Annotated in this window: 20 protein-coding genes; 16 read left to right on the top strand and 4 right to left on the bottom strand. The window is 61.3% G+C overall.

Annotated elements, in window-relative coordinates:
* The first annotated feature begins 273 nt into the window (after nt 1–273).
* The 6 genes from mmsA (at nt 274) to V8G57_RS03570 (ending at nt 8,378) form a co-directional block, all read left to right on the top strand.
* On the top strand, nt 274–1,812 hold the full coding sequence (gene mmsA / locus V8G57_RS03595; RefSeq protein WP_342828221.1) for a multiple monosaccharide ABC transporter ATP-binding protein: 1,539 nt from the start codon (nt 274–276) through the stop codon (nt 1,810–1,812).
* A 1-nt stretch (nt 1,813) separates the two neighbouring features.
* Complete coding sequence (mmsB, locus tag V8G57_RS03590; RefSeq protein WP_092396404.1) at nt 1,814–3,031, top strand: multiple monosaccharide ABC transporter permease; 1,218 nt, start codon at nt 1,814–1,816, stop codon at nt 3,029–3,031.
* A 117-nt stretch (nt 3,032–3,148) separates the two neighbouring features.
* On the top strand, nt 3,149–4,894 hold the full coding sequence (locus V8G57_RS03585) for an IlvD/Edd family dehydratase (protein WP_342828220.1): 1,746 nt from the start codon (nt 3,149–3,151) through the stop codon (nt 4,892–4,894).
* Between the two features lie 39 nt (nt 4,895–4,933).
* Nucleotides 4,934–5,929 (top strand): AraD1 family protein, encoded by a 996-nt coding sequence (gene araD1, locus V8G57_RS03580; RefSeq protein WP_342828219.1) that lies wholly within the window; start codon nt 4,934–4,936, stop codon nt 5,927–5,929.
* A 56-nt stretch (nt 5,930–5,985) separates the two neighbouring features.
* A complete protein-coding gene (locus tag V8G57_RS03575; protein ID WP_342828218.1) occupies nt 5,986–7,563 on the top strand; it encodes an aldehyde dehydrogenase (NADP(+)) in 1,578 nt (525 codons plus the stop codon).
* A 32-nt stretch (nt 7,564–7,595) separates the two neighbouring features.
* A complete protein-coding gene (locus V8G57_RS03570; RefSeq protein WP_092396412.1) occupies nt 7,596–8,378 on the top strand; it encodes an SDR family NAD(P)-dependent oxidoreductase in 783 nt (260 codons plus the stop codon).
* 14 nt (nt 8,379–8,392) lie between these two features.
* Here V8G57_RS03570 and V8G57_RS03565 read toward each other — a convergent pair whose 3' ends face one another.
* Nucleotides 8,393–9,055, bottom strand: a complete 663-nt coding sequence (locus V8G57_RS03565; protein WP_342828217.1) for a c-type cytochrome — start codon at nt 9,053–9,055, stop codon at nt 8,393–8,395.
* 254 nt (nt 9,056–9,309) lie between these two features.
* On the bottom strand, nt 9,310–10,251 hold the full coding sequence (locus V8G57_RS03560; RefSeq protein WP_092396532.1) for a LysR family transcriptional regulator: 942 nt from the start codon (nt 10,249–10,251) through the stop codon (nt 9,310–9,312).
* A gap of 235 nt (nt 10,252–10,486) precedes the next feature.
* On the opposite strand from V8G57_RS03560, the gene V8G57_RS03555 reads away from it, so the two are divergent.
* Both V8G57_RS03555 and V8G57_RS03550 read left to right on the top strand, forming a co-directional pair.
* A complete protein-coding gene (locus tag V8G57_RS03555) occupies nt 10,487–11,560 on the top strand; it encodes a porin (protein WP_092396416.1) in 1,074 nt (357 codons plus the stop codon).
* An 88-nt stretch (nt 11,561–11,648) separates the two neighbouring features.
* Nucleotides 11,649–12,545 (top strand): SMP-30/gluconolactonase/LRE family protein, encoded by an 897-nt coding sequence (locus tag V8G57_RS03550; RefSeq protein WP_092396418.1) that lies wholly within the window; start codon nt 11,649–11,651, stop codon nt 12,543–12,545.
* A gap of 2 nt (nt 12,546–12,547) precedes the next feature.
* Here V8G57_RS03550 and V8G57_RS03545 read toward each other — a convergent pair whose 3' ends face one another.
* Together V8G57_RS03545 and V8G57_RS03540 are read right to left on the bottom strand one after the other, a co-directional pair.
* Entirely contained in the window at nt 12,548–12,937 is a 390-nt protein-coding gene (locus V8G57_RS03545; RefSeq protein ID WP_342828216.1) for a hypothetical protein, read from the bottom strand.
* A gap of 165 nt (nt 12,938–13,102) precedes the next feature.
* A complete protein-coding gene (locus V8G57_RS03540) occupies nt 13,103–15,295 on the bottom strand; it encodes an FUSC family membrane protein (protein ID WP_342828215.1) in 2,193 nt (730 codons plus the stop codon).
* Nucleotides 15,296–15,636: 341 nt separating this feature from the next.
* Between V8G57_RS03540 and kdpF the strand changes: the two genes are divergently transcribed.
* The 8 genes from kdpF (at nt 15,637) to V8G57_RS03500 (ending at nt 25,413) form a co-directional block, all read left to right on the top strand.
* Nucleotides 15,637–15,726 carry a K(+)-transporting ATPase subunit F gene (kdpF, locus tag V8G57_RS03535; RefSeq protein WP_092396424.1) on the top strand — a complete coding sequence of 30 codons (90 nt, stop codon included), beginning with the start codon at nt 15,637–15,639 and terminating at the stop codon, nt 15,724–15,726.
* Nucleotide 15,727: 1 nt separating this feature from the next.
* Nucleotides 15,728–17,560: a potassium-transporting ATPase subunit KdpA gene (kdpA, locus tag V8G57_RS03530; protein ID WP_342828213.1), complete on the top strand. Its 1,833-nt coding sequence runs from the start codon at nt 15,728–15,730 to the stop codon at nt 17,558–17,560.
* 14 nt (nt 17,561–17,574) lie between these two features.
* The gene (gene kdpB / locus V8G57_RS03525) at nt 17,575–19,665 is read left to right on the top strand and encodes a potassium-transporting ATPase subunit KdpB (RefSeq protein WP_342828212.1); all 2,091 of its coding nucleotides are present in this window, start codon (nt 17,575–17,577) and stop codon (nt 19,663–19,665) included.
* A gap of 14 nt (nt 19,666–19,679) precedes the next feature.
* On the top strand, nt 19,680–20,342 hold the full coding sequence (kdpC, locus tag V8G57_RS03520; protein ID WP_342828211.1) for a potassium-transporting ATPase subunit KdpC: 663 nt from the start codon (nt 19,680–19,682) through the stop codon (nt 20,340–20,342).
* Nucleotides 20,343–20,476: 134 nt separating this feature from the next.
* On the top strand, nt 20,477–21,223 hold the full coding sequence (locus V8G57_RS03515) for a TorF family putative porin (RefSeq protein ID WP_342828210.1): 747 nt from the start codon (nt 20,477–20,479) through the stop codon (nt 21,221–21,223).
* A 188-nt stretch (nt 21,224–21,411) separates the two neighbouring features.
* Nucleotides 21,412–24,180 (top strand): two-component system sensor histidine kinase KdpD, encoded by a 2,769-nt coding sequence (gene kdpD / locus V8G57_RS03510; protein WP_342828209.1) that lies wholly within the window; start codon nt 21,412–21,414, stop codon nt 24,178–24,180.
* 2 nt (nt 24,181–24,182) lie between these two features.
* A complete protein-coding gene (kdpE, locus tag V8G57_RS03505) occupies nt 24,183–24,878 on the top strand; it encodes a two-component system response regulator KdpE (protein ID WP_092396536.1) in 696 nt (231 codons plus the stop codon).
* A gap of 22 nt (nt 24,879–24,900) precedes the next feature.
* Nucleotides 24,901–25,413 (top strand): cupin domain-containing protein, encoded by a 513-nt coding sequence (locus V8G57_RS03500; protein WP_092396434.1) that lies wholly within the window; start codon nt 24,901–24,903, stop codon nt 25,411–25,413.
* Nucleotides 25,414–25,434 lie beyond the last annotated feature (21 nt).

Below are 25,434 nucleotides of genomic sequence, written 5' to 3'. Positions count from 1 at the left end.
GATACACAGCGATAAAGAGTCTTGTTTGGCCGGGCCTTGCAGTGCGCGCGAGCGCGTTGCAAGGTCCCGGAGTCAGGCGCTGGCGAAGGTTTGAGTATGGCCCCGTTAGGGATTAAGTTGAACATTTGTGCTGGCCGTAGCTGGCGCGCTGCTGCGTTGCCCACCGCTTGCAGTGCTCGCACTGCGGCGCGTCGTGCGCCTTGCTTCGCACCAGCTACGGCCGCCCAAATGCCCAACTTAATCCCTAACGGACCCTAAGTGAGGTAACAACAGATGGAAACCATCCTGGAAATGCGCGGGATCGGGAAGACATTCCCGGGAGTCAAAGCATTAGACAATGTCAACCTGGCAGTCCGTAACGGCGAGATCCACGCCGTGGTCGGCGAAAACGGCGCCGGAAAATCCACCTTGATGAAAGTGCTGAGCGGGGTTTATCCGCACGGTTCCTATACCGGCGAGATCCGCTTCGAGGGCATGGCGCGGCAATTCGACGGCATCGCCGACAGTGAAAAAATCGGCATCATCATCATCCACCAGGAGCTGGCGCTGGTGCCGCTGCTGTCGATTACAGAGAATATTTTCCTCGGCAACGAGCAAGCTACAAACGGCGTGATCGATTGGGAAATCTCCTACGCCAAGACCAAGGAACTGCTGGCCAAGGTCGGCCTGAAGGAATCTCCCAGCACGCTGATCACCAACCTCGGCGTCGGCAAGCAGCAGCTGATCGAGATCGCCAAGGCGCTGTCGAAACAGGTCAAGCTGCTGATCCTCGACGAGCCGACCGCAAGCCTGAACGAAAGCGATAGCGACGCCTTGCTGGACTTGCTGCTGGAGCTCAAGGCGCAAGGCATTTCCTCGATCCTGATTTCCCACAAGCTCAATGAAATTTCCAAGGTCGCCGATTCGATCACGATCCTGCGCGACGGCTCCACGGTCGATACCCTGGATTGCCACAAGGAAGTGATCAGCGAAGACCGCATCATCCAGAACATGGTCGGACGCGAGATGGCGGACCGTTATCCGAAACGCCAGCCAGACATCGGCGAGACCATTTTCGAGGTCAGGCAATGGCAGGTGCATCACCCGATACACCCGGAACGGCAGGTCATCAAGGGCGTCGACTTCAATGTCAGGAAGGGCGAGATCGTCGGCATCGCCGGTTTGATGGGCGCCGGCCGCACCGAATTGGCGATGAGCATTTTCGGCCGCGCCTACGGCCAGCGCATCAGCGGCAAGGTGTTCTTGCGCGGCAAGGAAATCGACGTCAGCACGGTGCAGAAAGCCATCGACAACGGCATCGCCTATGTCACCGAAGACCGGAAAGGCTACGGCCTGATCCTGGACCAGGACATCAAGAAGAACATTACGCTGGCCAACCTCGACGGCGTGGCCGACAAGACCGTGATCGACGAAGGGCGCGAATATTCGGTTGCCGCCGATTACCGGCGCCAGCTGAAGATCCGCTGCTCGAACGTGTTCCAGAAAGTGCTGAACCTGTCCGGCGGCAACCAGCAGAAAGTGGTGCTCAGCAAATGGCTGTTTTCCAATCCCGATGTGCTGATCCTGGACGAACCGACGCGCGGCATCGACGTCGGCGCCAAGTACGAGATCTACACCATCATCGACCAGCTGGCCCGCGAAGGAAAATGCATCATCATGATTTCATCGGAAATGCCTGAACTGCTGGGCATGTGCGACCGCATCTATGTCATGAACGAGGGGAAATTCGTCGGCGAAATGACGGCGGCGGAAGCATCCCAGGAAAAAATCATGCGCGCGATAGTGCGGAATGTGAAGAACGGAGACAACTGAAATGAACCACGATATAACCGCGCCGGCAGCAAGCGAAAACCGGCCCCAGCCCGCAGCCGAAAAGAAGGAATACAACGGCTTCCTGAAGCACAATATGCGCGAATACGGCATGCTGATGTCGCTGATCGCGATCATGGCGTTTTTCCAGTACATGACCAGCGGCACCTTGATGCAGCCGCTGAACCTGACCAACCTGGTGCTGCAGAACAGCTACATCGTCATCATGGCGCTGGGCATGCTGATGGTCATCGTGGCCGGTCATATCGACTTGTCGGTGGGGTCGGTAGTCGGCTTCATCGGCGCGCTGGCGGCGGTGCTGATCGTCAACCTGCACATGAATTTCGTACTGGCCAGCATCCTCTGCATCCTGGCCGGCGCCGTGATCGGCGCGGCCCAGGGCTATTGGGTAGCGTTTTTCAAGATCCCGTCATTCATCGTTACCCTGGCCGGCATGCTGGTGTTCAAGGGATTGACGCTGGCGTTGTTGCAGGGGCAATCGATTGGACCGTTCCCTGACGATTTCCAGATGCTGAGCTCGGGTTTCATCCCGGATCTTTTCAGCGCCACCGATTTGCGCATCACTTCCCTGCTGGTAGGCGTCGTGGTCGCGGCCATCATGATTTTCGTCAAGGTGCGCGCCCGCAACAAGCAGGCCAAGCACGGCATGGAGGATGAGCCTTATGTGTTCTTCATCTTGAAGAACGCCGTGTTTGCCGCTGTCATCATTTTCTTCAGCTATCTGCTGGCGTCCTATAAAGGCATGCCGAATGTGCTGATCATCATGTTCCTGTTGATGGTGGTGTATACCTTCGTCGCCAACCGCACCACGATCGGCCGCCGCATCTATGCGGTCGGCGGTAACGAGAAGGCGGCCAAGCTGTCCGGCATCAAGACCTCGCGCGTCTCGTTCTACACTTTCATCAACATGGGCATGCTGGCTGCGCTGGCAGGATTGATTTTCGCAGCCCGCCTCAACACTGCCACACCGAAGGCCGGCACCGGTTTTGAGCTGGACGTGATTGCGGCCTGCTTCATCGGCGGCGCTTCAGCTTCCGGCGGCGTCGGCAAGGTCATGGGAGCGGTGATCGGCGCTTTCGTGATGGGCGTGATGAACAACGGCATGTCGATCATGGGCATCGGCATCGACTACCAGCAGGTGATCAAGGGCCTGGTGCTGCTGGCCGCGGTATTTGTCGACGTCTACAACAAGAACAAATAGCAAGGCGGCTGCGGGTCATTAACCGCGGCCGGCGATTTTCCAGATTCCAATTTTATAGCAGGCGTCCGTCTCGATGCGGATGGATGCCGCCCCGACAATTTCAAGAGGAAGCCAAAGATGACTGTCGATAAAAAGCGTCCACTCCGTTCCGCCGAATGGTTCGGCAGCAACGACAAGAACGGCATGATGTACCGCAGCTGGATGAAGAACCAGGGGATTCCCGACCACGAGTTCCAGGGCAAGCCCATCATCGGCATCTGCAATACCTGGTCGGAGCTGACGCCATGCAATGCGCATTTCCGCAAGATCGCGGAACACGTCAAGTGCGGCATTTCGGAAGCGGGCGGGTTCCCGGTGGAATTCCCTGTATTTTCCAACGGCGAATCGAACCTGCGGCCGACCGCCATGCTGACCCGCAACCTGGCCAGCATGGATGTGGAAGAATCGATCCGCGGCAATCCGATGGATGCGGTGGTGCTGCTGGTCGGTTGCGACAAGACTACGCCGGCCTTGCTGATGGGCGCCGCCAGCTGCGACATCCCGGCGATCGTGGTGACCGGCGGCCCTATGCTGAACGGCAAGCACGAAGGCAAGGACCTCGGTTCCGGCACCGCCGTCTGGCAACTGAGCGAAGCAGTCAAGGGCGGCGAAATCAGCATGCACCAGTTCCTGGCAGCCGAAGCCGGCATGTCGCGCTCCGCCGGCACCTGCAACACCATGGGCACGGCTTCCACCATGGCCTGCATGGCCGAAGCGCTGGGCACATCGTTGCCGCACAACGCGGCGATTCCGGCGGTCGATGCGCGCCGTTACGTGCTGGCGCACATGTCGGGCATGCGGATTGTCGACATGGTGTGGGAAGACTTGCGGTTGTCAAAGATCCTGACCCGCGAGGCATTTGAAAATGCGATACGGGTCAATGCTGCGATCGGCGGCTCGACCAACGCTGTGATCCATCTGAAGGCTATCGCCGCCCGCATCGGCGTGCCGCTGGAACTGGAGGACTGGACCCGCATCGGCCGCGGCACGCCGACCCTGGTCGACCTGCAGCCGTCCGGCCGTTTCCTGATGGAAGAATTTTATTACGCCGGCGGTTTGCCTGGCGTGCTGCGCCGCCTGGGCGAAGCCGGCCTGCTGCCGCACAAGGATGCATTGACGGTGAACGGCAAGTCGCTGTGGGAAAACAACCAGGATGCGCCTATCTACAATGACGAAGTGATCCGCGTCATCGACAAGCCTTTGATCGCCGACGGCGGCATCTGCATCTTGCGCGGCAACCTGGCGCCGCGCGGCGCCGTGCTCAAGCCCTCTGCCGCCACGCCCGAACTGATGCAGCACCGCGGCAAGGCGGTGGTGTTCGAGGACTTCGCGCATTACAAGACGCGTATCAACGATCCCGAACTGGAGGTCGACGCCAGCTCGGTGCTGGTGATGAAGAATTGCGGCCCCAAGGGTTATCCCGGCATGGCCGAAGTCGGCAACATGGGCTTGCCGCCGAAGCTGCTGGCGCAAGGCATCAAGGACATGGTGCGCATTTCCGACGCCCGCATGAGCGGCACCGCCTACGGCACCGTGGTGCTGCACGTGGCGCCGGAAGCCGCTGCCGGCGGCCCGCTGGGGATCGTGCAGGACGGCGACTGGATAGAACTGGATTGCGCGGGCGGGCGTTTGCATCTCGATATCAGCGATGCTGAAATGGCGCAGCGCCAGGTGGCAAGGGAGGCGGTGAACGCCGCAGCGGTGACGGCGCACAGCGGATACCAGCGCCTGTACATAGATCGCGTATTGCAGGCCGACGAAGGCTGCGATTTCGATTTCCTGGTCGGCTGCCGCGGTTCGGCCGTACCTAAGCATTCCCACTAAGCATTCTCACCAAGTGCAGTTCAGTCACCGGAGAAACACATGTTGTTGATTCAATTCAAGCAGGCCGACGGCCAGCGCCGGATCGGCGTACTGGAAGACGACGGCCGTAAAATCCATGTAGTGGAAGGCTTTGCCTCGACTTATGCGCTGGCGCAAGCGGCGATTGCCGGCGGCCGGTCATTGCAAGAGCTTGCCGCTGCCGCGCTTGGCGGCGCCGTGCTGGATTACGCCGAGGTAGCGCAAGCGGGGCGCCTGCTGCCGCCGCTGGACCACAGCGACAGCGCCCACTGCTACGTCACCGGCACCGGCCTGACCCACCTGGGCAGCGCCGACGGCCGCGATGCCATGCACAAGAAAATCAGCGATGTCGACAGCCTCACCGACAGCATGAAAATGTTCCGCATGGGCCTGGAAGGCGGCAAGCCGCAGCCGGGGCAGGCGGGTGTGCAGCCGGAATGGTTCTACAAAGGCGACGGCAGCATCGTCTGCGCCGGCGAACAGGCGCTGGCGATGCCGCATTTTGCGCTGGACGGCGGCGAAGAGCCGGAGATCGCCGCGCTGTATGTGATTGCGGCGGACGGCACGCCATGCCGGCTCGGTTTCGCGATCGGCAACGAGTTTTCCGATCACGTCACCGAACGCCAGAATTACCTGTACCTGGCGCATTCCAAGCTGCGGATGTGCGCAGTCGGCCCGGCTTTGCTGCTGGGCGATTTGCCGCCGCATGTGGAAGGCATGTCGCGCATCCGTGACATCAGCGGCCGGGTCCGCTGGGAAAAACCGTTTGTCAGCGGCGAAGAAAACATGTCGCACACGGTGGCTAACCTGGAGTACCACCATTTCAAATATCCGCTGTTCCGCCGTCCTGGCGATGTGCATATCCATTTCTTCGGCACCGCGACCCTGAGCTGTTCGGATGGGATCCAGGTCGCACCCGGAGAAACATTCGAGATCGATGTCGCTGCCTTCGGGCCGCCGCTGCGCAACCGGCTGGCGGTCGAGACCTTGCCGGCGCCATCGATTCGCCAGCTGTAGACTATCCGCTGCGGCTCCGCATCCCGGAACCGCAGCCTTTCATTTTTAGGAAAAGCATGGACATTACAGGCGAATCCCTGATTGGCGCATCTCGCATCAAAGGCGGCGGCGCTGCCTTTTTTGCTTTCAATCCCACTACCGCAAGCGACATCGAACCGAAGTTCCATACCGCCGGCAAAGCCGAAATCGATTGCGCCTGCGATCTTGCGCGCATCGCTTTCGATTCTTATCGTGCCACCGATCCGGAAACGCGCGCCCGTTTCCTGGAAAGCATCGCTGCCAATATCCTGGCGCTCGGCGACCAGCTGATTGAACGTGCGATGAGTGAAAGCGGCTTGCCGCGCGCCCGGCTGGAAGGCGAACGCGGCCGCACCATGGGTCAGCTCAAGCTGTTTGCCGAAGTGCTGCGCGAAGGTTCCTGGCAGGATGCGCGCATCGATCCGGCATTGCCGGAGCGCCAGCCTCTGCCGCGTGTCGACCTGCGCCTGCGCATGATTGCCCTGGGGCCGGTCGCGGTGTTCGGCGCCAGCAATTTTCCGTTGGCGTTTTCAGTTGCCGGCGGCGATACCGCAGCAGCGCTGGCGGCAGGCTGTCCAGTTGTGGTCAAGGCGCACCCGGCACATCCCGGCACCTCGGAACTGGTTGGCCGCGCGATCCAGCAAGCGGTAGCGGCAGCGGGTTTGCCGGAAGGCGTGTTTTCGCTGCTGACCGGCGTCGGCAACGAACTCGGCATCGCACTGGTCAAGCAGCCGGCGATCCAGGCAGTCGGTTTTACCGGCTCGCGCCAGGGCGGCCTGGCCTTGATGGCCGCCGCCGCCGCACGGCCGCAGCCGATCCCGGTGTACGCCGAAATGAGCAGCATCAATCCCGTGTTCCTGCTGCCGCAGGCATTGGCCGGCAAGGCTGAAGCGCTGGCTGCGGCGTTTGTCGATTCGCTGGTGCTGGGCGTCGGCCAGTTCTGCACCAATCCCGGCCTGGTGCTGGCGCTGCAAGGACCGGATCTTGAACGCTTCAGCGCCGCGGCCGCAGCACAGTTGGCGCAGCGCAATGCCGCTACCATGCTGACGGCCGGCATCCATCATGCATATCAGAATGGCGTCAGCCGGCTGTCCGCCAATTCCCGGGTGCGCCAGCTGAGCCAGGGCGTTGCCGGCGATGCCGCCGGCAGCGGCGTGCCGGCCTTGTTCAGCACCAGCGCCCAGGATTTCCTGGCCGATCCGCATTTGTCGGAAGAGATATTCGGGCCGGCATCGTTGCTGGTCGCCTGCCGCGACATGGGCGAGATGTTTGCCGTGGCGGAGCACCTGGAAGGACAGCTGACCGCGACCTTGCAGATGGCGGACGGCGACCATGACACCGTGCGCCGGTTGCTGCCCGTCCTGGAGCGCAAGGTCGGCCGGATCCTGGCCAACGGTTTTCCGACCGGAGTCGAGGTATCGTATTCGATGGTCCACGGCGGACCGTTCCCAGCCACATCGGACAGCCGCGCCACCTCGGTCGGCACGGCGGCGATCCAGCGTTTCCTGCGCCCGGTTTCCTACCAGAACCTGCCGCAAGACTTGTTGCCGGCGGCAGTCCAGGACAGCAATCCGCTGGCGATCTGGCAGCGCATCAACGGTCAATTGAAAAAATAAGCCGGGTTCATCGGCATAACTCAGGAGTTGGCATGTCCGCAGTAAAAGATACGCAGCTGGCGCATTTTCCCAGCCTGAAAGACAAGAATATATTCATCACCGGCGGCGGCAGCGGCATCGGCGCGGCGATTGTCAGCGCGTTTGCCGGACAGGGCGCGCGCGTGGCTTTCGTCGATATCGAGACCGCGGCCAGCGAAGCCTTGTGCGAGCAGCTGTCCGCCGCAGGCTTGCCCAGGCCGCTGTTCCGCCATTGCGATATCCGCGACATCGCGGCATTGCAGTCGACCATGCAGGAGCTGGCGCAAGAACTGGGCGATTTCGATGTGCTGGTCAACAATGCGGCCAACGACCAGCGCCACCAGTGGCAGGACGTCACCGTCGATTACTGGAACGACCGTATCGCCATCAACCAGCGTCCGATGTTCTTTACCTGCCAGGCCGTAGCGCCCGGCATGCAGAAAAAAGGCGGTGGTTCAATCATCAACCTCAGCTCGATCAGCTGGCATCTGTCGAACGGCGGTTATCCGGTGTACACCACGGCCAAGGCCGCAGTGGTCGGCCTGACGCGCGGCCTGGCGCGCGACCTCGGGCCGCACAATATCCGCGTCAATACCGTGTCGCCGGGCTGGGTCATGACGGAAAGACAGATCGCCTTGTGGCTCGACGCCGCGGGCGAGGAAGACATCAAGCGCAACCAGTGCCTGCCTGGCAAGCTGCAGCCTTGGCACCTGGCGCGCATGGTGCTGTTCCTGGCGGCGGATGACAGTGCGATGTGCACTGCGCAGGAATTCATCGTTGATGCGGGTTGGGCCTGAGTGGGCCCGGGTGCCTAGCTGCGCGCATCCTTAGGCTTGTCGCCTAGCGGCCAGTCATGTGATTTTCCTTGGTAGACCGGTCGCGGCTGATGGGTGAAAAATGCCGATACATCCACGGCCTCCTGGTCCGTCAGGGTGCCGCCTTGGCCCAGCGGCATATTGTGCTTGACGAACGCCGCTGCCGTGTAGGTGCGGGCCATGCCGGCGCCGTCGTTGAAGGAGTCTGCTCCCCATAGCGGCGGGAAGGTATAACCGTGTTCGCCGTTTTTCATGCCAGATCCGTCCGCGCCATGACAGCTGGCGCATTTGTCTGCGTACACCTGCTTGCCATGGTTTGCATCCGCCTCGAGCTTCTGGTCGATCGCTCCGAAACCTCGTCCCGTCACGCTCACGCCAGTCGGCACGCCGGTCGACAGCCACTGCATGTATGCCAGGATATTCGTCATTTCTGTCGACGTATATGGCAGCGGCTTGCCATTCATCGAGCGTTCGAAACAATCGTTGATCCGTTCCTGCAAGGAGATCAGCTTGCCGCTGCGCGAGCGGTATTCCGGGAAAACTCCCCAGATGCCGACCCAGGGCGAGGCATTCGCCGTGGCGCCGCCGGCCAGATGGCAATTGGTGCAATTGAGGCCGTTCCCGACATTTTTGGGGAGGCGCTGATGCGTCTCGTTCATCAGTTTCCGGCCTTCCTGAATCGCGCTGCCCCTGGGGCCGGCCGGAATGCTGGATTCCGCTGGCGGCCGTACCTCTGGCACGACCGTCTGTGCGCCCACATCACAAACAAAGAAGGCGGCTGCGACAAACGCCGGAAATCGGTATTGTTCCAATTTGCTTAATTTGCCTGACATTGAGCACCCCCGTTTTTTCTGATTTTTTATCGATGGCAGCAAATCACGATGCTTGTTGCCGCCTTCAAGGTTACGGTCCGCTAGTAGATTTGCGCCGCGACATCCCGAATCGTTTGCTGCAGTATTTTCGCGCCCGGGGAAAGTATCTGCAAGCGCCGGGTGATGATGCCGAAACCATCCATCTTGCACGGCAATTCTATCGGCAATATCGCCAGCACATTGACCTGGGCGTAAAAGCGCGCCACTTCGGCCGGCATCACGTGCAGGAAATCGGTTTGCTGCAGCAGGCTGCTGATCACCAGGATGGCGGTGGTGTCGACCACGTTGGCCGGCGGCGCCAGGCCATCCTTGTGGAACATCATGTCGACCCGGTGGCGCAGGATGCTGCCCTTGGGCGGCAGGATCCAGCCGGCGTCGGCGATATCCTTCAACTGCAGACTGGAGACGTGGCGCAAGGGATGGTCGACCCGCGCCACCGCGCATACCGGCTCGTCCGACAATTCTTCGTATTCGAGGTTGCGGTTGTCTTCCTGGTCCAGGATGCGCGCCACCAGGAAATCGAGCGAGCCGCGCTGCAGCCGTTCCAGCAAGATGTTGCTGCTCTCGACCTCGACCCCGATGCGCAGCATCGGCGCCTGCTGCTTGAGCCGCGCAATCGCAGGCGGCAGCAGCACCATGCCCGGCGACAGGATCGCGCCGACATTGACCTGGCCCGAGAGTCCCGACTTCAACGCGGTGATGTCGTCGTGCGCGTGCGACAGGCTGGTCAGCGCCATGCGTGAATGGCGGATCATCGCTTCGCCGTAGATGGTCGGACGCATGCCGCGCGGCAGCCGTTCGAACAGCTGCACATCGAGCATGTCTTCCAGGTCCTTGAGCTGTTTGGAGGCGGCCGGCTGCGTCATGTTGAGCGCTTCCGCCGCACGGTGGATATTGCGTTCTTCGTCGAGCGCGATCAGCAAGAGCAGCTGGCGGGTTTTCAGTCGCGCGCGCAGAAACCAGTTGGTGTCGTTGGTGGGCATTGTCGTCTCGCTGGTTTGTTTTTTTATACGCTGCTTGCTCATTACCGGATTTTCCCGATTTGGCAGAGCTCTCAAAATGATACCAAATACAGTATTGATGTAGTGGAAAAATTCATTGGATCGATATCAATCGAATCCTTACTATGAGGCCACATTCACGCAGGTCTGCGATTCCCGGATACGGAGGGCAGGCCGGCAGTGGATGAATTCATAATAATTTCAAGGAGACGACAACATGATTCTTTCCAAAAACCTCGCCGCAGCGGGCCTGTTCGGCCTGATCGCCGCCGCCTGCGGTCAAGCGCAAGCGCAGACCAACGTCACCATTTACGGGCGCGTCGATGCCGGCCTCGATTTCCAGAGCAACGTTGCATTGAAGGACGCCAACGGCAACCAGACCGGCGCCACCGGCAGCAAGTTCGGCACCTCCGGCAACCAATGGGGCACCAGCATGTTCGGTTTCAAAGGCACCGAAGACCTGGGCGGCGGGCTGGGCGCTTTCTTCCTGCTGGAGTCCGGCTTCAATGCGCCGACCGGGCAGACCAACGGCAGCGCATTGTTCAACCGCCGTTCCTACGTCGGCCTGAGCGGCAGCGCCGGTTCCATCAAGTTCGGCAAGAACCTGTTCATCGTCAACGATGTCTGGTACCTGGATCCGACCGGCCAGCAATTCATCGGCACCGCCAACCTGGTCAAGGGCCGCAACTGGCCGGGCGCCAACAATGTGATCGAATACCAGACCCCGACCTGGAGCGGTTTTAACGCTACCGTGCAAACCAGCCTGGGCGAGCAGGCAGGCTCGACCCGCAACGGCCGCAGCGACGGCGTGTCGCTGGTGTACACCAACGCCGGGCTGGAACTGCGCGCCATCTATGACGTGATCCGCGACGTCAATGGCAAGTACAGCGATATCTATGCGGCGTCCAAGGACTTGATCGTGGGCGGCACTTACACTATCGACGCCTTGAAGCTGTTCGCTGCCTACGAAAACGTTTCGGCGCCGGACAGCGTCGCCGGCAGTCCCGACAAGATCCAGCATTACTGGATCGGCGCCAACTACGTGCTGACGCCGGCGCTGACCCTGATCGGCGGCGCCTTCCACGCCAAGCTCAACAACGACGGCGGCAGCGGCAACCTGTTCATGCTGGGCGCCAACTACAATCTGTCCAAGCGCACCTTGCTGTACGCCAGCGTGGGCACCGTGCGCAACAAGGGCAACGCCAATTTCTCGGTCGAAATGAGCGGCGACAATCCGCTGGCCGGACATAGCCAGAATGGCGGCTACCTGGGCGTCAGCCATTCTTTCTAGGGCGCGGCTTTGAGGTAAGCTATCGGTTCTGCGTAGTATCGCAACGAGGTCTTCAAGACCTCGTTTGCATTTCAAGGAGGATGGAGACATGACCACCGAGATAGCCGCCGCCAGCCTGCTGTTCGACGGCAAGCATCTGCTGGGAGAGGGCGTGCTGTGGTGCGACCGCACGCAACGCTTGTTCTGGACCGATATCCTCGGCGCCAGCCTGTGGTGCCACGATCCGGCCGCAGGCGCCACCCGCAGCTGGCCGATGCCGGAGCGGCTGGCGACGTTTGCCTTGACCGAAGACGACGACCGCCTGCTGCTGGGGCTGGCCTCGCAGCTGGCCTGGTTCAGTTTTTCCAATAATGCAGTGACGCCGATTTGCGCGGTCGAAGCCGACCTGCCGCACACGCGGCTGAACGACGGCCGCTGCGATCGCTTCGGCCGCTTCGTGTTCGGCACTAAGAACGATGCTCCCGGCCTGGCGCGCTGCTGCAGTTTCTACCGGCTCAACGCCGACCTGACGCTGGAACGCCTGGCGTTGCCGCAGGTGGCGATCAGCAACAGCATATGCTTCAGCCCCGACGGCCGCACCATGTATTACTGCGATTCGCCGAGCAAGACGATACGCTGCTGCGACTACGACACCGCGGCCGGCACGATCAGCAATGACCGCCAGTTCGCCAGCCTGCACCAGCAGCCGGGCGAGCCTGACGGTTCAACCGTCGATAGCGAGGGTTACCTGTGGAATGCCCAATGGGGCGGCCATCGTGTGCTGCGTTTTGCGCCGGACGGCAGCATTGAGCGCATGGTGCGGGTCCCGGTAGCGCAGCCCAGTTGCGTGGCGTTCGGCGGAGCAGGCCTGGATACCCTGTACGTGACCAGCGCGCGCGAATCGCTGTCGGCGGCAGCCTTGCTGGCCGAGCCGGCAGCGGGCGGCGTATTCCAGCTGCGCTTGCCCGGTGTGCGCGGTTTGCCGGAAGCCCGCTTCGGCGGCTGACTTTACAGATAGCTGATGGTCATGAGCACCGGGCTGATGATGGCGCCGGCGGCCTGGGGCGCAACGCGCAGGCCGAGTTGGCTGTCGCCTTGCAAGGCCATGCGGTAGGCGGTGGCTTCCTGGCTTCCCAGCACCTTGCCGTCGCGCGTCAAGGTAACAATCGCCGCGGCCGAACTGGCGGCAGGACCGACGCGCTGGAATGACACCGCGACGGCGCTGCGTTTGTCGCAGTGAATATCAAGTTTTCCGGCATCGAAGCTGCCGGTGCTGCAAGGCGGCTCGACGATGTTGCCGGTGAAGTGGATGACGCCGCCGTTGGCGCTGGCCATGGCGCCTGAGGCCAGGGACAGCAGGGCGGATGCGGCGGCGAGTTTTAACAGGAGAATGTTCATTGTTACCTTTTTAAAGATAGTAAAACCCGCAAATAAATTTCCATGAAGAAATGGTACTACATGGAAATATCAGTTGCCAGTGTTTAACTTGTCTTTATTGAGAGAAACAATAAATCTTGTCTTGAAAATTCCCTGCCGGAAGAATGCCGCATCCGGCATCTGCCGTCACGCGGCCAGGATGCGCCCGATCGCCGCGCTGTTGACGGCGATTTTTTCACTGTCCTCGTAAAGCAGTTCCACCCGCTGCTGCAACGGTTGCCAGGCCGGCCATTGCTCTGCCCGGTTGCCGGCCGCTGCCGGCGCAGTGGCTGGCGCGGTAGCCGGTGCGGTAGCCGGAGCCGCCTCGGAAGGCGGCAAGGGCGCGTTCGGATCGAGCACCTGTTCCGCCAATCCCAGCGTCTTGCTGACGCGCGCGGTGGCGGCATCCAGTTCACCGTTGACCGCTGCCTGCGGCAAGCCTTCGGCATTGCGCCGCAACAGCATCCGCAGCGCCGCGACGTGGGCGATCACCAGGTAGTTATGCACGATGAACTGGTTCAGGTTTTCCACCGCGCGATGCTTGCTGGCCGGCTCGTCGAGCATGCGCACCAGGGTCGACACCAGTTCCGAAATGCTGTCGAGGAAACGCTTGCGGCAGACGCGGTAGATAAAGTCGTCGCGCACCTTGCCTTGCAACAGGTTGTTGCCGGCTTCCAGGAAGCGCTGGTTGCTTTTCAAGACATTGCGGATCAGCTGCGGCAGCGTGCGGTATTCCCAGCTCGGCAGGACGAAGCTGAACGCGGTGGCGATGGCGGCGCCGATCAGGGTGTCGATCAGGCGCTCGCCGATGACGTGGCCGCTGCTCGGGATCACCAAGTTGATCTGCAGCAGGATCTGCATGCTGGCGGCAATCGCCGTGTAGCGGTACTTGACGTAGATGAAGGCCGGCGCCGCCACGGTCGCCATGAACAGGAAGCCGAGCAGGGCTACCGGTTCGTGCACGAAACGCAGGATCAGCGCGGTCGCCACGCAGCCTATCAGGGTACCAACCAGGCGGTCGCTGCGGCGCTGTTTGGTCTGGCTGAAGCTGGGCTTGAGGATGATGGCGATGGTCAGCACGATCCAGTAGCCGTGGCCGGCATACGGCAAGGCATCCGCCGCCAGCAGGCCGCAAGAAATCGCCAGCGCCGCGCGCACCGCAAAACGGAAAGTCGGCGATTGCCAGCGCAGGTTGGAGACCAGCACGCCCAGCTGGTATTTCTGCTGGGTCAGGAACGGCGTCATGTCCTTGCCCATCAGCACCGGCAGCGGCCCCTGCACGCTCTGGGTGGCGTGGTGCAGCTGGCCGATCATGTCGATCGCATCGCAGATCTTGGTATACGTGGCGCGCAGGATATCCAGGGCTTCCTCGGACACCTTGCCGGCCAGGCTGTCTTGCTGCAGCTGCTGCAGTTCGCTTTCGATGGAACGCATCTCGGCCTTGTAGCTGATGCTGGCGAACGAAGCGCGCTTGCGGGTGATGGCGTAGGCGATGGTTTCGATATCCTTGGCCGCCTTGCTGACCATGTCGCGCAGGTAGGTCAGGACTTCGGCGTCGGCCAGGTGGCGGCGCAGGATGACGTAGTCGGTATGGGTCGACAGGATGTGCTCATACAGGTCGAACATGCCGAAGTGGACCTGCACCAGGATCGCATCTTCCTGGTTTTTCGGGTCGCGCAGGATCAGGTCGCGCGAAGCCTGCTGCTTCTCGGCCAGCACGATCTGCTGGCGCACCAGCGTATTGAACTGGCTGTTGAGGTCGACGTGCATGTCGTAGAAATCGGCCTTGATGTTGATATAGCGCGCCAGTTCGAACAAGGCTTCGGCCAGCACCTGCTGCTTGATGCGGCTGCGCAGGAACCACGACACGGTCATCGAATAAGCCAGGTAAGCCAGGCCGCCGCCCAGGAACAGGCCGGCATGGAAAAAAGCCTGCTCCACGTTCATCGCGTTTTCCATCGACAGGGTCATCACGAACAGCGCGGAAAACTGCAGGGGCATGGCTTTTTTGCCATACACCACCATCATGCTGGCGAGGAAGGTGACCACCACCAGCATCAGGCTCAGCAGCCAGTGGAACGGCGCGCACAGGCTGATCACCAGGGTGACCACGGTGCACAGCAGCACGCTGGACAGCATTTCGTTGAACTTGTGGCGCAGCGTGCTCGGCAGGTCCATCAGGCTGGTCGACAGGGCGCCGATGCAGACCGTCATCGCGGTCGGCAGGTCGCTGAACTGCAGCACCAGCAAGGTCAGCCCCACCACGCCCGTGGCGATCCGCAAACCCGTATAGAAATAATGACTAAAAATAAAGGTGCGCAGATCTAGAGCGTAGTGCATGAGGAGTGTCTTTGCGGTAGCCGGCAAGGCTGAAAGTGTACCGCGTTTGCAACAGGAAATCGGGCCGGAAGGTGCAAAAAAGGCATGAGGCCGGGCAGGGCTCCGGGCGCCAGGGTTTTCCTGCGGATTTTTACGGCTTTTTTACACTTTGTTTACACCCCCGCCACGTCTCTTTACGACATTTTTAGAAGCTTCTCTATAGCCTGTCGGTACCGCAACTAATCTGTAACGAGGGTAATGATGGAGCTGGTAATGGATGGAATTTATGTCGGCGCGGTGGTGGCGATGTTTGTCGTCACCTGGGCGCTGGCGGTGGGATGCAAGAAGCTGGAGGATAAGCAATGAACCCGTTTTATGTACTCGGTGCGCTGGTCACCGTGGCGCTGCTGGTGTACCTGGTGGTGGCCTTGATAAAAGCGGAGGACTTCTGACATGACCTCCCAATCCACCATGTTGCTGGTCGCTTTCCTGGCCGTGCTGCTGTTGCTGAGCTATCCGCTCGGCAAATTCATCGTGCAGGTCGCCGCCGGGTCATCCGACCATGCCCCGGTGCCCGGCTTCGGCTGGTTCAACCGGATCGAGCAATGGCTGTACCGTTGCGCCGGCATCAAAGCCAAGTCCGAAATGAACTGGAAGCATTACGCGCTGGCGCTGCTGTTGTTCAACACCATCGGCGCGCTGGCGACCTATGGCTTGCAGCGCTTGCAGGTCTGGCTGCCGCTGAATCCGCAGCATTTTGCCAACGTCAGTCCCGACTCGTCATTCAACACTGCGGTCAGTTTCATCTCCAATACCAACTGGCAGGGATATTCGGGCGAAAGCACGATGAGCTACCTGACCCAGATGCTGGTGCTGGCAGTGCAGAATTTCTTTTCCGCAGCGACCGGCATCGCAGTTGCGTTTGCCCTGATCCGCGGCTTTTCGCGTCATTCGGTGCAGTCTATCGGCAATTTCTGGACCGACATCACGCGTTCCACCGTGTATGTATTGCTGCCGCTGTCGGTGATTTTCTCGGTATTCCTGATCAGCCAGGGCGTGATCCAGAACTTTGACTCCTATAAAGACGCCAACATCGTGCAGTCGCTGGACTATCAGCAGCCGAAAGTCGGCGCCGACGGCCAGCCGGTCATGGGAACCACCGGCGACGGAGCAGGCAAGCCCGTGATGGAAGCCGCCAACACCAAGGTGCAGACTTTGGCGATGGGCCCGGTGGCGTCGCAGGAAGCGATCAAGATGATAGGCACCAACGGCGGCGGTTTCTTCAACGCCAACTCGGCCCATCCTTATGAAAATCCGACACCGCTGTCGAATTTCATGCAGATGCTGGCGATCTTCCTGATCCCGGCGGCGCTGTGCTTCACGTTCGGCTTCATGGTCGGCGACATCCGCCAGGGCTGGGCGGTGCTGGCGGCGATGACGATCATCTTCGTCATCATGACCGCGGTAGTCATGTATGCGGAACAGCAGTCGCACCCTGGCCTGACCGCGATGGGCATCGACCAGGGCCACAGCCTGCTGCAGTCCGGCGGCAACATGGAAGGCAAGGAAACCCGCTTCGGCATCAGCGCTTCGGCCCTGTTTGCAGCAATCACCACGGCGGCGTCCTGCGGCGCGGTCAACGCCATGCACGATTCGTTTACGGCATTGGGCGGCATGGTGCCGATGGCCTTGATACAAATGGGTGAAGTGGTGTTCGGCGGCGTCGGTTCCGGCCTGTACGGCATGCTGGTGTTCGCGATCATGGCGGTGTTCATCGCCGGCCTGATGATCGGCCGTACCCCGGAATACCTGGGCAAGAAGATCCAGTCGTTCGAGATGAAGATGACTTCGATCGCGATCCTGGCGACGCCGATGCTGGTGTTGGGCGGCACCGCGATTGCGGTAATGGCGACGGCCGGCGTGGCGGGCATCCTGAATCCCGGCGCCCATGGCTTCAGCGAAATCCTGTATGCGTTTTCTTCTGCTGCCAACAACAACGGCAGTGCGTTCGGCGGCCTGTCAGCCAACACGCCGTTCTATAACGTGATGCTGGCGATAGCCATGTGGTTCGGGCGTTTCATCATCATCGTCACGATCCTGGCGATGGCCGGTTCGTTTGCAGCTAAAAAACGGTTGGAACCGAACTCTGGAACCATGCCTACCCATGGCCCGCTGTTCATCGTATTGCTGATTGGTGTTGTGGTGCTGGTGGGCGTGCTGAACTATGTACCGGCCCTGGCGCTTGGCCCTGTTGTTGAGCACTTGCAAATGTTTGCACCAAATTAAGAAGAAGGATCATCATGTCTCGCACTAATCTGACGCTCTTCGATTCCGCGCTCATGGGCCCGGCTATCGTCGCATCGTTCAAAAAACTGGCGCCGCAAACGCAATTGCGCAACCCGGTCATGTTCGTGGTTTATGTCGGCAGCATCTTGACCACCTTGCTGTATTTCCAAGCATTGACCGGCAAGGGTGAAGCCAGCCCGGCCTTCATCCTGGCGATCTCGGTCTGGCTCTGGTTCACCGTGCTGTTCGCCAATTTCGCCGAAGCGCTGGCGGAAGGGCGCAGCAAGGCGCAGGCGGAATCGCTGCGCGCCTTGAAGCAAACCGTTTCCGCCAAAAAGCTGGACGGCAACGGCAAGCCCGATGGCCAGCTCAGCAAATGGTCGGCCACCCCGGCCGGCAACCTGCGCAAGGGCGACATCGTGCTGGTGGAAGCCGGCGACGTGATCCCGGTCGACGGCGAAGTCATCGAAGGCGTGGCCTCGGTTGACGAGAGCGCCATCACCGGCGAATCGGCGCCCGTAATCCGTGAATCCGGCGGCGATTTTTCCGCCGTCACCGGCGGCACCCGGGTGCTGTCCGACTGGCTGGTGGTGCGGGTCTCGGTCAATCCGGGCGAAGCCTTCCTTGACCGCATGATCTCGATGGTGGAAAGCGCCAAGCGGCAAAAGACGCCGAACGAGATCGCGCTGACCATCCTGCTGGTGGCGCTGACCATCGTGTTCTTGCTGGTGACCGTGACCTTGCTGCCGTTCTCGCTGTTCAGCGTGAGCGCCGCCAAAAGCGGCATGCCAATCACCATCACGGTGCTGGTGGCCTTGCTGGTGTGCCTGATCCCGACTACCATCGGCGCCTTGCTGTCCGCCATCGGCGTGGCCGGCATGAGCCGCATGATGCAGGCCAATGTGATCGCCACTTCCGGCCGCGCGGTGGAAGCAGCCGGCGACGTCGACGTGCTGTTGCTGGACAAAACCGGCACTATCACGCTCGGCAACCGCCAGGCTTCGGCATTCATTCCGGCGCCTGGCATCACCGAACAGCAATTGGCTGACGTGGCGCAGCTGGCGTCGCTGGCGGATGAAACGCCGGAAGGGCGCAGCATCGTGGTGCTGGCCAAGCAGCGTTTCAATATCCGTGAACGCGAGATGAATTCGCTGCACGCTACCTTTGTACCGTTCACCGCGCAGACCCGCATGAGCGGCATCGATATCGGCGAAGCTGGCAACATTCGTGCGATCCGCAAAGGTTCGTCCGAGGCGCTCAAGAACTACCTGCAGGAACTGGGGCAGCCGTTCCCGGCCGAAGTCGCGCACAACGTCGACGACGTCGCCCGCCGCGGTAGTACGCCGCTGGTGGTGGTGGACGACGGCGTGGTGATGGGCGTGGTCGAGCTGAAGGATATCGTCAAGGGCGGCATCAAGGAGCGTTTTGCCGAGTTGCGCCGGATGGGCATCAAGACCGTCATGATCACCGGCGACAACCGCCTGACAGCGGCGTCGATCGCCGCCGAAGCCGGCGTCGACGACTTCCTGGCGGAGGCGACGCCGGAAGACAAGCTCAAGCTGATCCGCAGCTACCAGTCGGAAGGCCGGCTGGTGGCGATGACCGGCGACGGCACCAACGACGCGCCGGCGCTGGCCCAGGCCGACGTCGCGGTGGCGATGAACAGCGGCACGCAGGCGGCGAAGGAAGCCGGCAACATGGTCGACCTCGATTCGAACCCGACCAAGCTGCTGGAGATCGTCGAGATCGGCAAGCAGATGCTGATGACGCGCGGCGCCTTGTCGACCTTTTCGATCGCCAACGATATCGCCAAGTATTTCGCGATTATCCCGGCCGCTTTCATCACCACTTATCCGCAGCTCGCAGCGCTTAACGTGATGCACCTGGCCAGCCCGTCGTCGGCCATCATGTCGGCAGTCATCTTCAACGCCCTGATCATCGTGGTGCTGATTCCGCTGGCGTTGAAAGGGGTGCGCTACCGCGCAGTCGGCGCCGCTTCGCTGCTGCGCCGCAACCTGCTGATCTACGGCCTCGGCGGCATCATATTGCCCTTTATCGGCATCAAACTGATCGACATGATTTTGTCTGTCATGCACCTGGTGTAATTAGGAGTATAGAAATGAAATCCGCATCCACAACAACGCTGCCGCCGGCAAAACTGGCAGCCAATTCGAAAGTAACTTCGTCGCAAGCGGCTTCGCAAGGCGTATTGCGTCCGGCACTGGTGCTGTTCGCCAGCCTGACAGTCTTGTGCGGCGTGATCTATCCGCTGGCCGTGACCGGCATCGGCAAGGCCGTCTTCCCTGACCAGGCGTCTGGCAGCCTGATCGTGCAAAACGGCAAGCTGGTCGGTTCGCGCCTGATCGGCCAGGAATTTTCCGCTCCCAACTATTTCTGGGGACGCCTGTCGGCCACCAGCCCGATGCCATATAACGCCCAGTCTTCCGGCGGCTCCAATTTCGGGCCTGGCAACCCGGCTTTGATCGACGCGGTCAAGGGCAGGGTCGATGCCTTGAAAGCTGCCGATCCCGGCAATACGCTGCCGATCCCGGTGGACCTGGTGACTGCTTCGGGCAGCGGCCTGGACCCGGAAATCAGCCTGGCGGCCGCCTACTACCAAGCCGGACGCATTGCGCGCGAGCGCAAGCTCAATGTCGATACGGTGCATGCCCTGATCGACAGCCTGCAGCTGCAGCGCAGCCTGGGCTTCTTCGGCGAGCCGCGCGTCAACGTCCTGGCGTTGAACTTGGCGCTGGACCGGCAGCATCCGGCCGCAAACTGAGTTTCACCACCCATTTCATTCCAGAGGGGATAGTGCCTGCAGGGCTGACCGTACGGCGTGCGGCCAGCTTTCACACGTCCATGTTTCCTCTGGTTTGAAATACACCACCTCACGCTGTTTTTGTCTTGGAAAACATGAAGAAAATCATCTATTTTGCTGGCCTGCTTACCGTCATTGGCGTTACCGCCTTCACTGCAAACTGCTCGCAGGCTGAAGAAGCGGTCCCGGACAATTCCCTGACGTTCAATGCCAGTGTCGTCTCCGACTATCGCTTCCGCGGCATTTCCCAGACACGCCTGAAACCGGCCCTGCAAGGCGGCGCCGACTATAGCAACAATCCTACCGGACTGTATGCGGGCACCTGGCTGTCGACGCTCAAATGGGTCAAGGACGGCGGCGGCGACGGCAATATCGAATGGGATATCTATGCCGGCAAGAAAGGTAACTTCACCCAGGACCTGAGCTACGATTTCGGCGTGCTGTCGTATGTCTATCCATCCAACGACCTGCATCCGGATGCCAATACGACGGAGCTGTATGGCCAGCTGGGTTATGGTCCGGCATACATCAAGTATTCGCAGTCGCTGACCAATCTGTTCGGCGCCGCCGACAGCAAGAACAGCGGCTACCTGGACATCGGCGCCAATATCGATGTCAGCAACGGTTATACGGTCAACCTGCATGCCGGCCACCAGACTGTCAAAAACAATTCGTCGCTGAGCTATAACGACTGGAAAGTCGGCTTGACCAAGGATTTCGGCTTCCTGTCCGGCAGCGTGGCCGTGATCGGCACCGACGCCAAGAATTATGTGGGCCCGGCGCCGGATCGGAAGAACCTGGGGAAAACCACGCTGGTAGTATCGGCGACCAAGACATTCTAAGGATTGCCGACCGGCGGTTCCAATAGTACGGGTCGGAAGGCGCAGAGCCTTCCGGCCTGTCTGCCATTGCGGGTCCGGGAGTGATTCCAAGTGGATTCCGGTATATCGTGACGATAACTGGATTCCATCTACAATTAGCGCTACGATTTTACACAACCGTCTTATCGATGGCTTTCACAAGGCAACCAGTGTCTTCACCCTATTCAAACGATAACCTGCGTCCCGATCCGGATGCTTTGCTGGCGCAGCTGCAGGTACAGGAAAGCCTGGCCGGGCGGGGCAAGCTGCGCATCTATTTCGGCGCTTCTGCCGGCGTCGGCAAGACCTACGCCATGCTCAGCGCCGCGCACAAGTTGCATAGTGAAGGGCGCGAGGTGCTGGCCGGCGTGATCGAGAGCCACGGCCGGGCGGAAACGGCGGCACTGCTGAACGGACTGGAAGTGCTGCCTTTGAAGCAGGTCAGCTACCGCGACAAGCAATTGCCGGAATTCGACCTGGACGCCGCCCTGCGGCGCAAGCCGTCGCTGATACTGGTCGATGAACTCGCGCATTCGAATGCCTCCGGCTCACGCCATCCGAAGCGCTGGCAGGATGTGGAAGAATTGTTGAACGCCGGCATCGATGTCTTCACCACGCTCAATGTCCAGCACCTGGAAAGCCTGAACGACGTCGTCGGCGGCATCACTGGCATCCGCGTCGCAGAAACCTTGCCGGACACCGTCTTCGACGCCGCCGATGAAGTGGTGCTGGTAGACCTGCCTGCCGATGAATTGCTGAACCGGCTGAAACTCGGCAAGGTGTATAAGCTGCCGCAGGCCGAGCGCGCCTCGCGCAATTTTTTCCGCAAAGGCAACCTGATCGCGCTGCGCGAACTGGCTTTGCGGCGCACGGCGGATCGCCTGCAGGGCGATGTCCAGGCATACCGGATCGAAAAATCCATCGGCGCGGTATGGCAGACCGACGCCGCCTTGCTGGCCTGCGTCGGTCCGTCGCCCGGCGCGGAACACGTCATCCGCAGCACTGCGCGGCTGGCGACCCAGCTCAATGCCGAATGGCATGCGGTGTATGTCGAGACGCCGAAACTGCAGCGCCTTCCGTCCGCCAAACGCGAACGCATCCTGAAGACGCTCAAGCTGGCGCAGGACCTGGGAGCGACTACCGCGGTGCTGGCCGGCAGCGAAGTGGGCGAGGTTGTGGCCGGTTATGCCCGCAGCCACAATTTCTCGAAGATCATCACCGGCCGCAGCCAGCGCCGCTTTCCCTGGCAAGCCAGCCATTCCGCGCGGATCGCGGCGCATGCCCGCGACATCGACCTGATCGCCATCGGCGCAAATTCGGCCAGCGCCGCGGAAAAACCGGAAGAGGCCGGCTCCATCCTGCCGCGCCATTTGCCGATGCAGAGCCGGGTCGAATGGTGGGGTTATGCCTGGGCGCTGGCGGTGTGCGTGCTGGTGACGCTGCTGGCGACGCCGATATTGCCGTTTTTCGACCTGGCCAACATCGTCATGCTGTACCTGCTGGCGGAAGTCCTGATCGCTATCCGCTACGGCCGCGGGCCGGCGATCTTTGTCGCCTTGCTGAGCATCGCTTCCTTCGATTTCTTTTTCGTGCCGCCGCGCTTTTCGTTTGCCGTCAGCGATTTCCAATACCTGCTGACCTTCGGCGTGATGCTGGCGGTCGGCTTGACCATTACCCACCTGACCTCCGGCCTGCGCTACCAGGCCCGGATCGCCTCGGACCGTGAAGCGCGCTCGCGCGCCCTGTTTGAATTTGCCCGTGCCTTGTCGGGGGTGCTGCAGACGGAACAGATCTTCGAGACCAGCGGGCTGTTCCTGCAGCGCAGCTTCCAGGCCAAGACCTTGCTCCTGATACCTGACGACGCCGGCCGGCTGCACCTGCCGGGCGTGATACCGGACGACGTGGCCCATGTCGCCGCGGCGCTCGACATGGGCATCGCCCAGTGGGCTTTCGACAATGCCAGCAGCGCCGGCATCGGCACCGATACCCTGCCGGCCAGCAATTACCTGTACCTGCCTTTGGTGGCGCCGATGCGCACCCGGGGCGTGCTGGTGATCCTGCCGCACAACCGGCGCTGGATTCTGATCCCGGAGCAGCAGCAACAGTTGTATACCTTCGCTACCCTGACTGCGATTGCGCTGGAGCGCGTGCATTATGTCGAAGTGGCGCAAGACGCCCTGGTGCGCATGGAGTCGGAGCGGTTGCGCAATTCCCTGCTGTCGGCGCTGTCGCACGATTTGCGCACGCCGCTGACCGCCTTGATCGGCTTGTCCGAGTCGCTGGTGCTGTCGAAACCGCCGTTGCAGCAGAACCAGCAGGCGCTGGCCGCCGCGCTGCACGGCGAGATGCTGCGCATGAGCGCGCTGGTGACCAATCTGCTGGACATGGCGCGCATCCAGAGCGGCGAGGTCAAGCTGAACCTGCAGTGGCAGCCGTTCGAAGAAGTAGTCGGCAGCGCATTGCGCGCCAGCGGCTCGGCGCTGCATGGACACCAGGTCGAGATAAAGGTAGCGCACGAATTGCCGCTGATTCATTTTGACGCGGTGCTGATCGAACGCGTGCTGTGCAACCTGCTGGAGAATGCCGCCAAATACACGCCGGCCGGTTCTCACATCGTCCTGGCCGCGGTGGCGAACACGCGCGTCCTGACGGTCACCATCGCCGATGACGGCCCGGGGCTGCCGAGCGGCATGGAAGACACGATATTTGAAAAATTCACGCGCGGCGAGCGCGAATCGGCCAAGCCCGGCGTCGGGCTCGGGCTGGCGATCTGCCGCGCCATCGTGGAAGCCCATGGCGGCAGCATCCATGCCCGCAGCGGCCACCATGGCGAAAGCGGCGCTGAATTCATCTTCACCATTCCGCTCGGCGCGCCGCCCAGCATGCCGGACCTGGAAGAACATGAAGCAGGCGCCGGCGACGATACGGAGCAAGCATGACGATGCAACCCACACCCATAGCGCTGCTGGTCGAGGACGAACCGCAGATCCGCCGTTTTGTACGCGCCGCCCTGGAAGATGAAGGCTGGCAGATTTTTGAAGCGGCCACCATGCAGCGCGGCCTGATCGATTGCGGCACCCGCAAGCCGAACCTGGTGATCCTCGATCTCGGCCTGCCGGATGGCGACGGCGTCGATTTCATCCTGGATGTCAGGAAGTGGTCGCGGGTGCCGATCATCGTGCTGTCGGCGCGCGTCAATGAAACCGACAAGATCAAGGCGCTCGACGCCGGCGCCGACGATTACCTGAGCAAACCTTTCGGCGTCGGCGAGCTGCTGGCGCGGGTACGCGCCACGCTGCGCCGCCAGCACCAGCCGCTGGCCGGCGATGACGGCCTGATCCGCTTCGGCGACGTCACGCTGGACCTGCAGGCGCGGCTGGTCACCAAGGCGCAGCAGCAGGTGCACCTGACGCCGACCGAGTATCGGCTGCTGTCGGTGCTGGTGGCCAATGCCGGGCGGGTGGTGACCAATCCGCAGCTGCTCAAGGAAGTGTGGGGGCCGTCGCATTCGGAGAGCGGCCACTATTTACGGATTTACATGGGGCACTTGCGGCAGAAGCTGGAAGACGATCCGGCCCAGCCCAAGCACTTGCTGACCGAGACCGCGGTCGGCTACCGGATCCTGCTGTCCCAATAAAATCCAGCAAGAGGAGAAGAGCATGACCAGGCCAGACTGCATCAAGCATTGGCAAGAGATTCAAGGCGCGGACGATTCCAGTTATCCCGGCAGCGCCGAGCTGATGTCCATAGGTTCGCCGTTCGGCCGGGTTTTCGGCCTGAACCGGCTCGGCATCCATCATGAACTGCTGCCGCCGGGACGGCGCACGTCCTGGCCGCATGCGGAGAAGACCGAGGAAGAATTCGTCTACGTCATCGAAGGCACGCCGGATGTCTGGCTGGACGGCCGCCTGCACCGGCTGGCGCCGGGAGACGGCGTCGGCTTTGCGCCCGGCACCGGCCTTGCCCATACCTTCATCAACAATACCGAGACCGATGTGCGGCTGCTGGTGGTGGGCGACCGCTTCCGCGCCGACAACCAGGTTTATTACGCCTTGCATGCGCAGCGCAACGCCGAGATCGGCGAGCAGCTTTGGCTGGATGCGCCGAAACAGCCGCTTGGTCCGCACGACGGCTTGCCGGACAAATTGCGGGCGTCCAACGGACCGTTCTGAAGGCGGGTATAGTCTTCATTC

Origin of the sequence: Collimonas rhizosphaerae, from assembly GCF_038896935.1 — a bacterium.
Lineage (GTDB): Bacteria > Pseudomonadota > Gammaproteobacteria > Burkholderiales > Burkholderiaceae_D > Collimonas > Collimonas rhizosphaerae.
The sequence above is the reverse complement of the archived record's forward strand: the minus strand, read 5'-3'. Positions and strand labels throughout refer to the sequence as shown.

What these genes read in the sequence shown, in the direction of transcription:
- mmsA (WP_342828221.1), top strand. Translation starts at nt 274, where the DNA reads ATGGAAACCATCCTGGAAATGCGCGGGATCGGGAAGACATTCCCGGGA.
- mmsB (WP_092396404.1), top strand. Translation starts at nt 1,814, where the DNA reads ATGAACCACGATATAACCGCGCCGGCAGCAAGCGAAAACCGGCCCCAG.
- V8G57_RS03585 (WP_342828220.1), top strand. Translation starts at nt 3,149, where the DNA reads ATGACTGTCGATAAAAAGCGTCCACTCCGTTCCGCCGAATGGTTCGGC.
- araD1 (WP_342828219.1), top strand. Translation starts at nt 4,934, where the DNA reads ATGTTGTTGATTCAATTCAAGCAGGCCGACGGCCAGCGCCGGATCGGC.
- V8G57_RS03575 (WP_342828218.1), top strand. Translation starts at nt 5,986, where the DNA reads ATGGACATTACAGGCGAATCCCTGATTGGCGCATCTCGCATCAAAGGC.
- V8G57_RS03570 (WP_092396412.1), top strand. Translation starts at nt 7,596, where the DNA reads ATGTCCGCAGTAAAAGATACGCAGCTGGCGCATTTTCCCAGCCTGAAA.
- V8G57_RS03565 (WP_342828217.1), bottom strand. Translation starts at nt 9,055, where the DNA reads ATGAACGAGACGCATCAGCGCCTCCCCAAAAATGTCGGGAACGGCCTC.
- V8G57_RS03560 (WP_092396532.1), bottom strand. Translation starts at nt 10,251, where the DNA reads ATGCCCACCAACGACACCAACTGGTTTCTGCGCGCGCGACTGAAAACC.
- V8G57_RS03555 (WP_092396416.1), top strand. Translation starts at nt 10,487, where the DNA reads ATGATTCTTTCCAAAAACCTCGCCGCAGCGGGCCTGTTCGGCCTGATC.
- V8G57_RS03550 (WP_092396418.1), top strand. Translation starts at nt 11,649, where the DNA reads ATGACCACCGAGATAGCCGCCGCCAGCCTGCTGTTCGACGGCAAGCAT.
- V8G57_RS03545 (WP_342828216.1), bottom strand. Translation starts at nt 12,937, where the DNA reads ATGAACATTCTCCTGTTAAAACTCGCCGCCGCATCCGCCCTGCTGTCC.
- V8G57_RS03540 (WP_342828215.1), bottom strand. Translation starts at nt 15,295, where the DNA reads ATGCACTACGCTCTAGATCTGCGCACCTTTATTTTTAGTCATTATTTC.
- kdpF (WP_092396424.1), top strand. Translation starts at nt 15,637, where the DNA reads ATGAACCCGTTTTATGTACTCGGTGCGCTGGTCACCGTGGCGCTGCTG.
- kdpA (WP_342828213.1), top strand. Translation starts at nt 15,728, where the DNA reads ATGACCTCCCAATCCACCATGTTGCTGGTCGCTTTCCTGGCCGTGCTG.
- kdpB (WP_342828212.1), top strand. Translation starts at nt 17,575, where the DNA reads ATGTCTCGCACTAATCTGACGCTCTTCGATTCCGCGCTCATGGGCCCG.
- kdpC (WP_342828211.1), top strand. Translation starts at nt 19,680, where the DNA reads ATGAAATCCGCATCCACAACAACGCTGCCGCCGGCAAAACTGGCAGCC.
- V8G57_RS03515 (WP_342828210.1), top strand. Translation starts at nt 20,477, where the DNA reads ATGAAGAAAATCATCTATTTTGCTGGCCTGCTTACCGTCATTGGCGTT.
- kdpE (WP_092396536.1), top strand. Translation starts at nt 24,183, where the DNA reads ATGCAACCCACACCCATAGCGCTGCTGGTCGAGGACGAACCGCAGATC.
- V8G57_RS03500 (WP_092396434.1), top strand. Translation starts at nt 24,901, where the DNA reads ATGACCAGGCCAGACTGCATCAAGCATTGGCAAGAGATTCAAGGCGCG.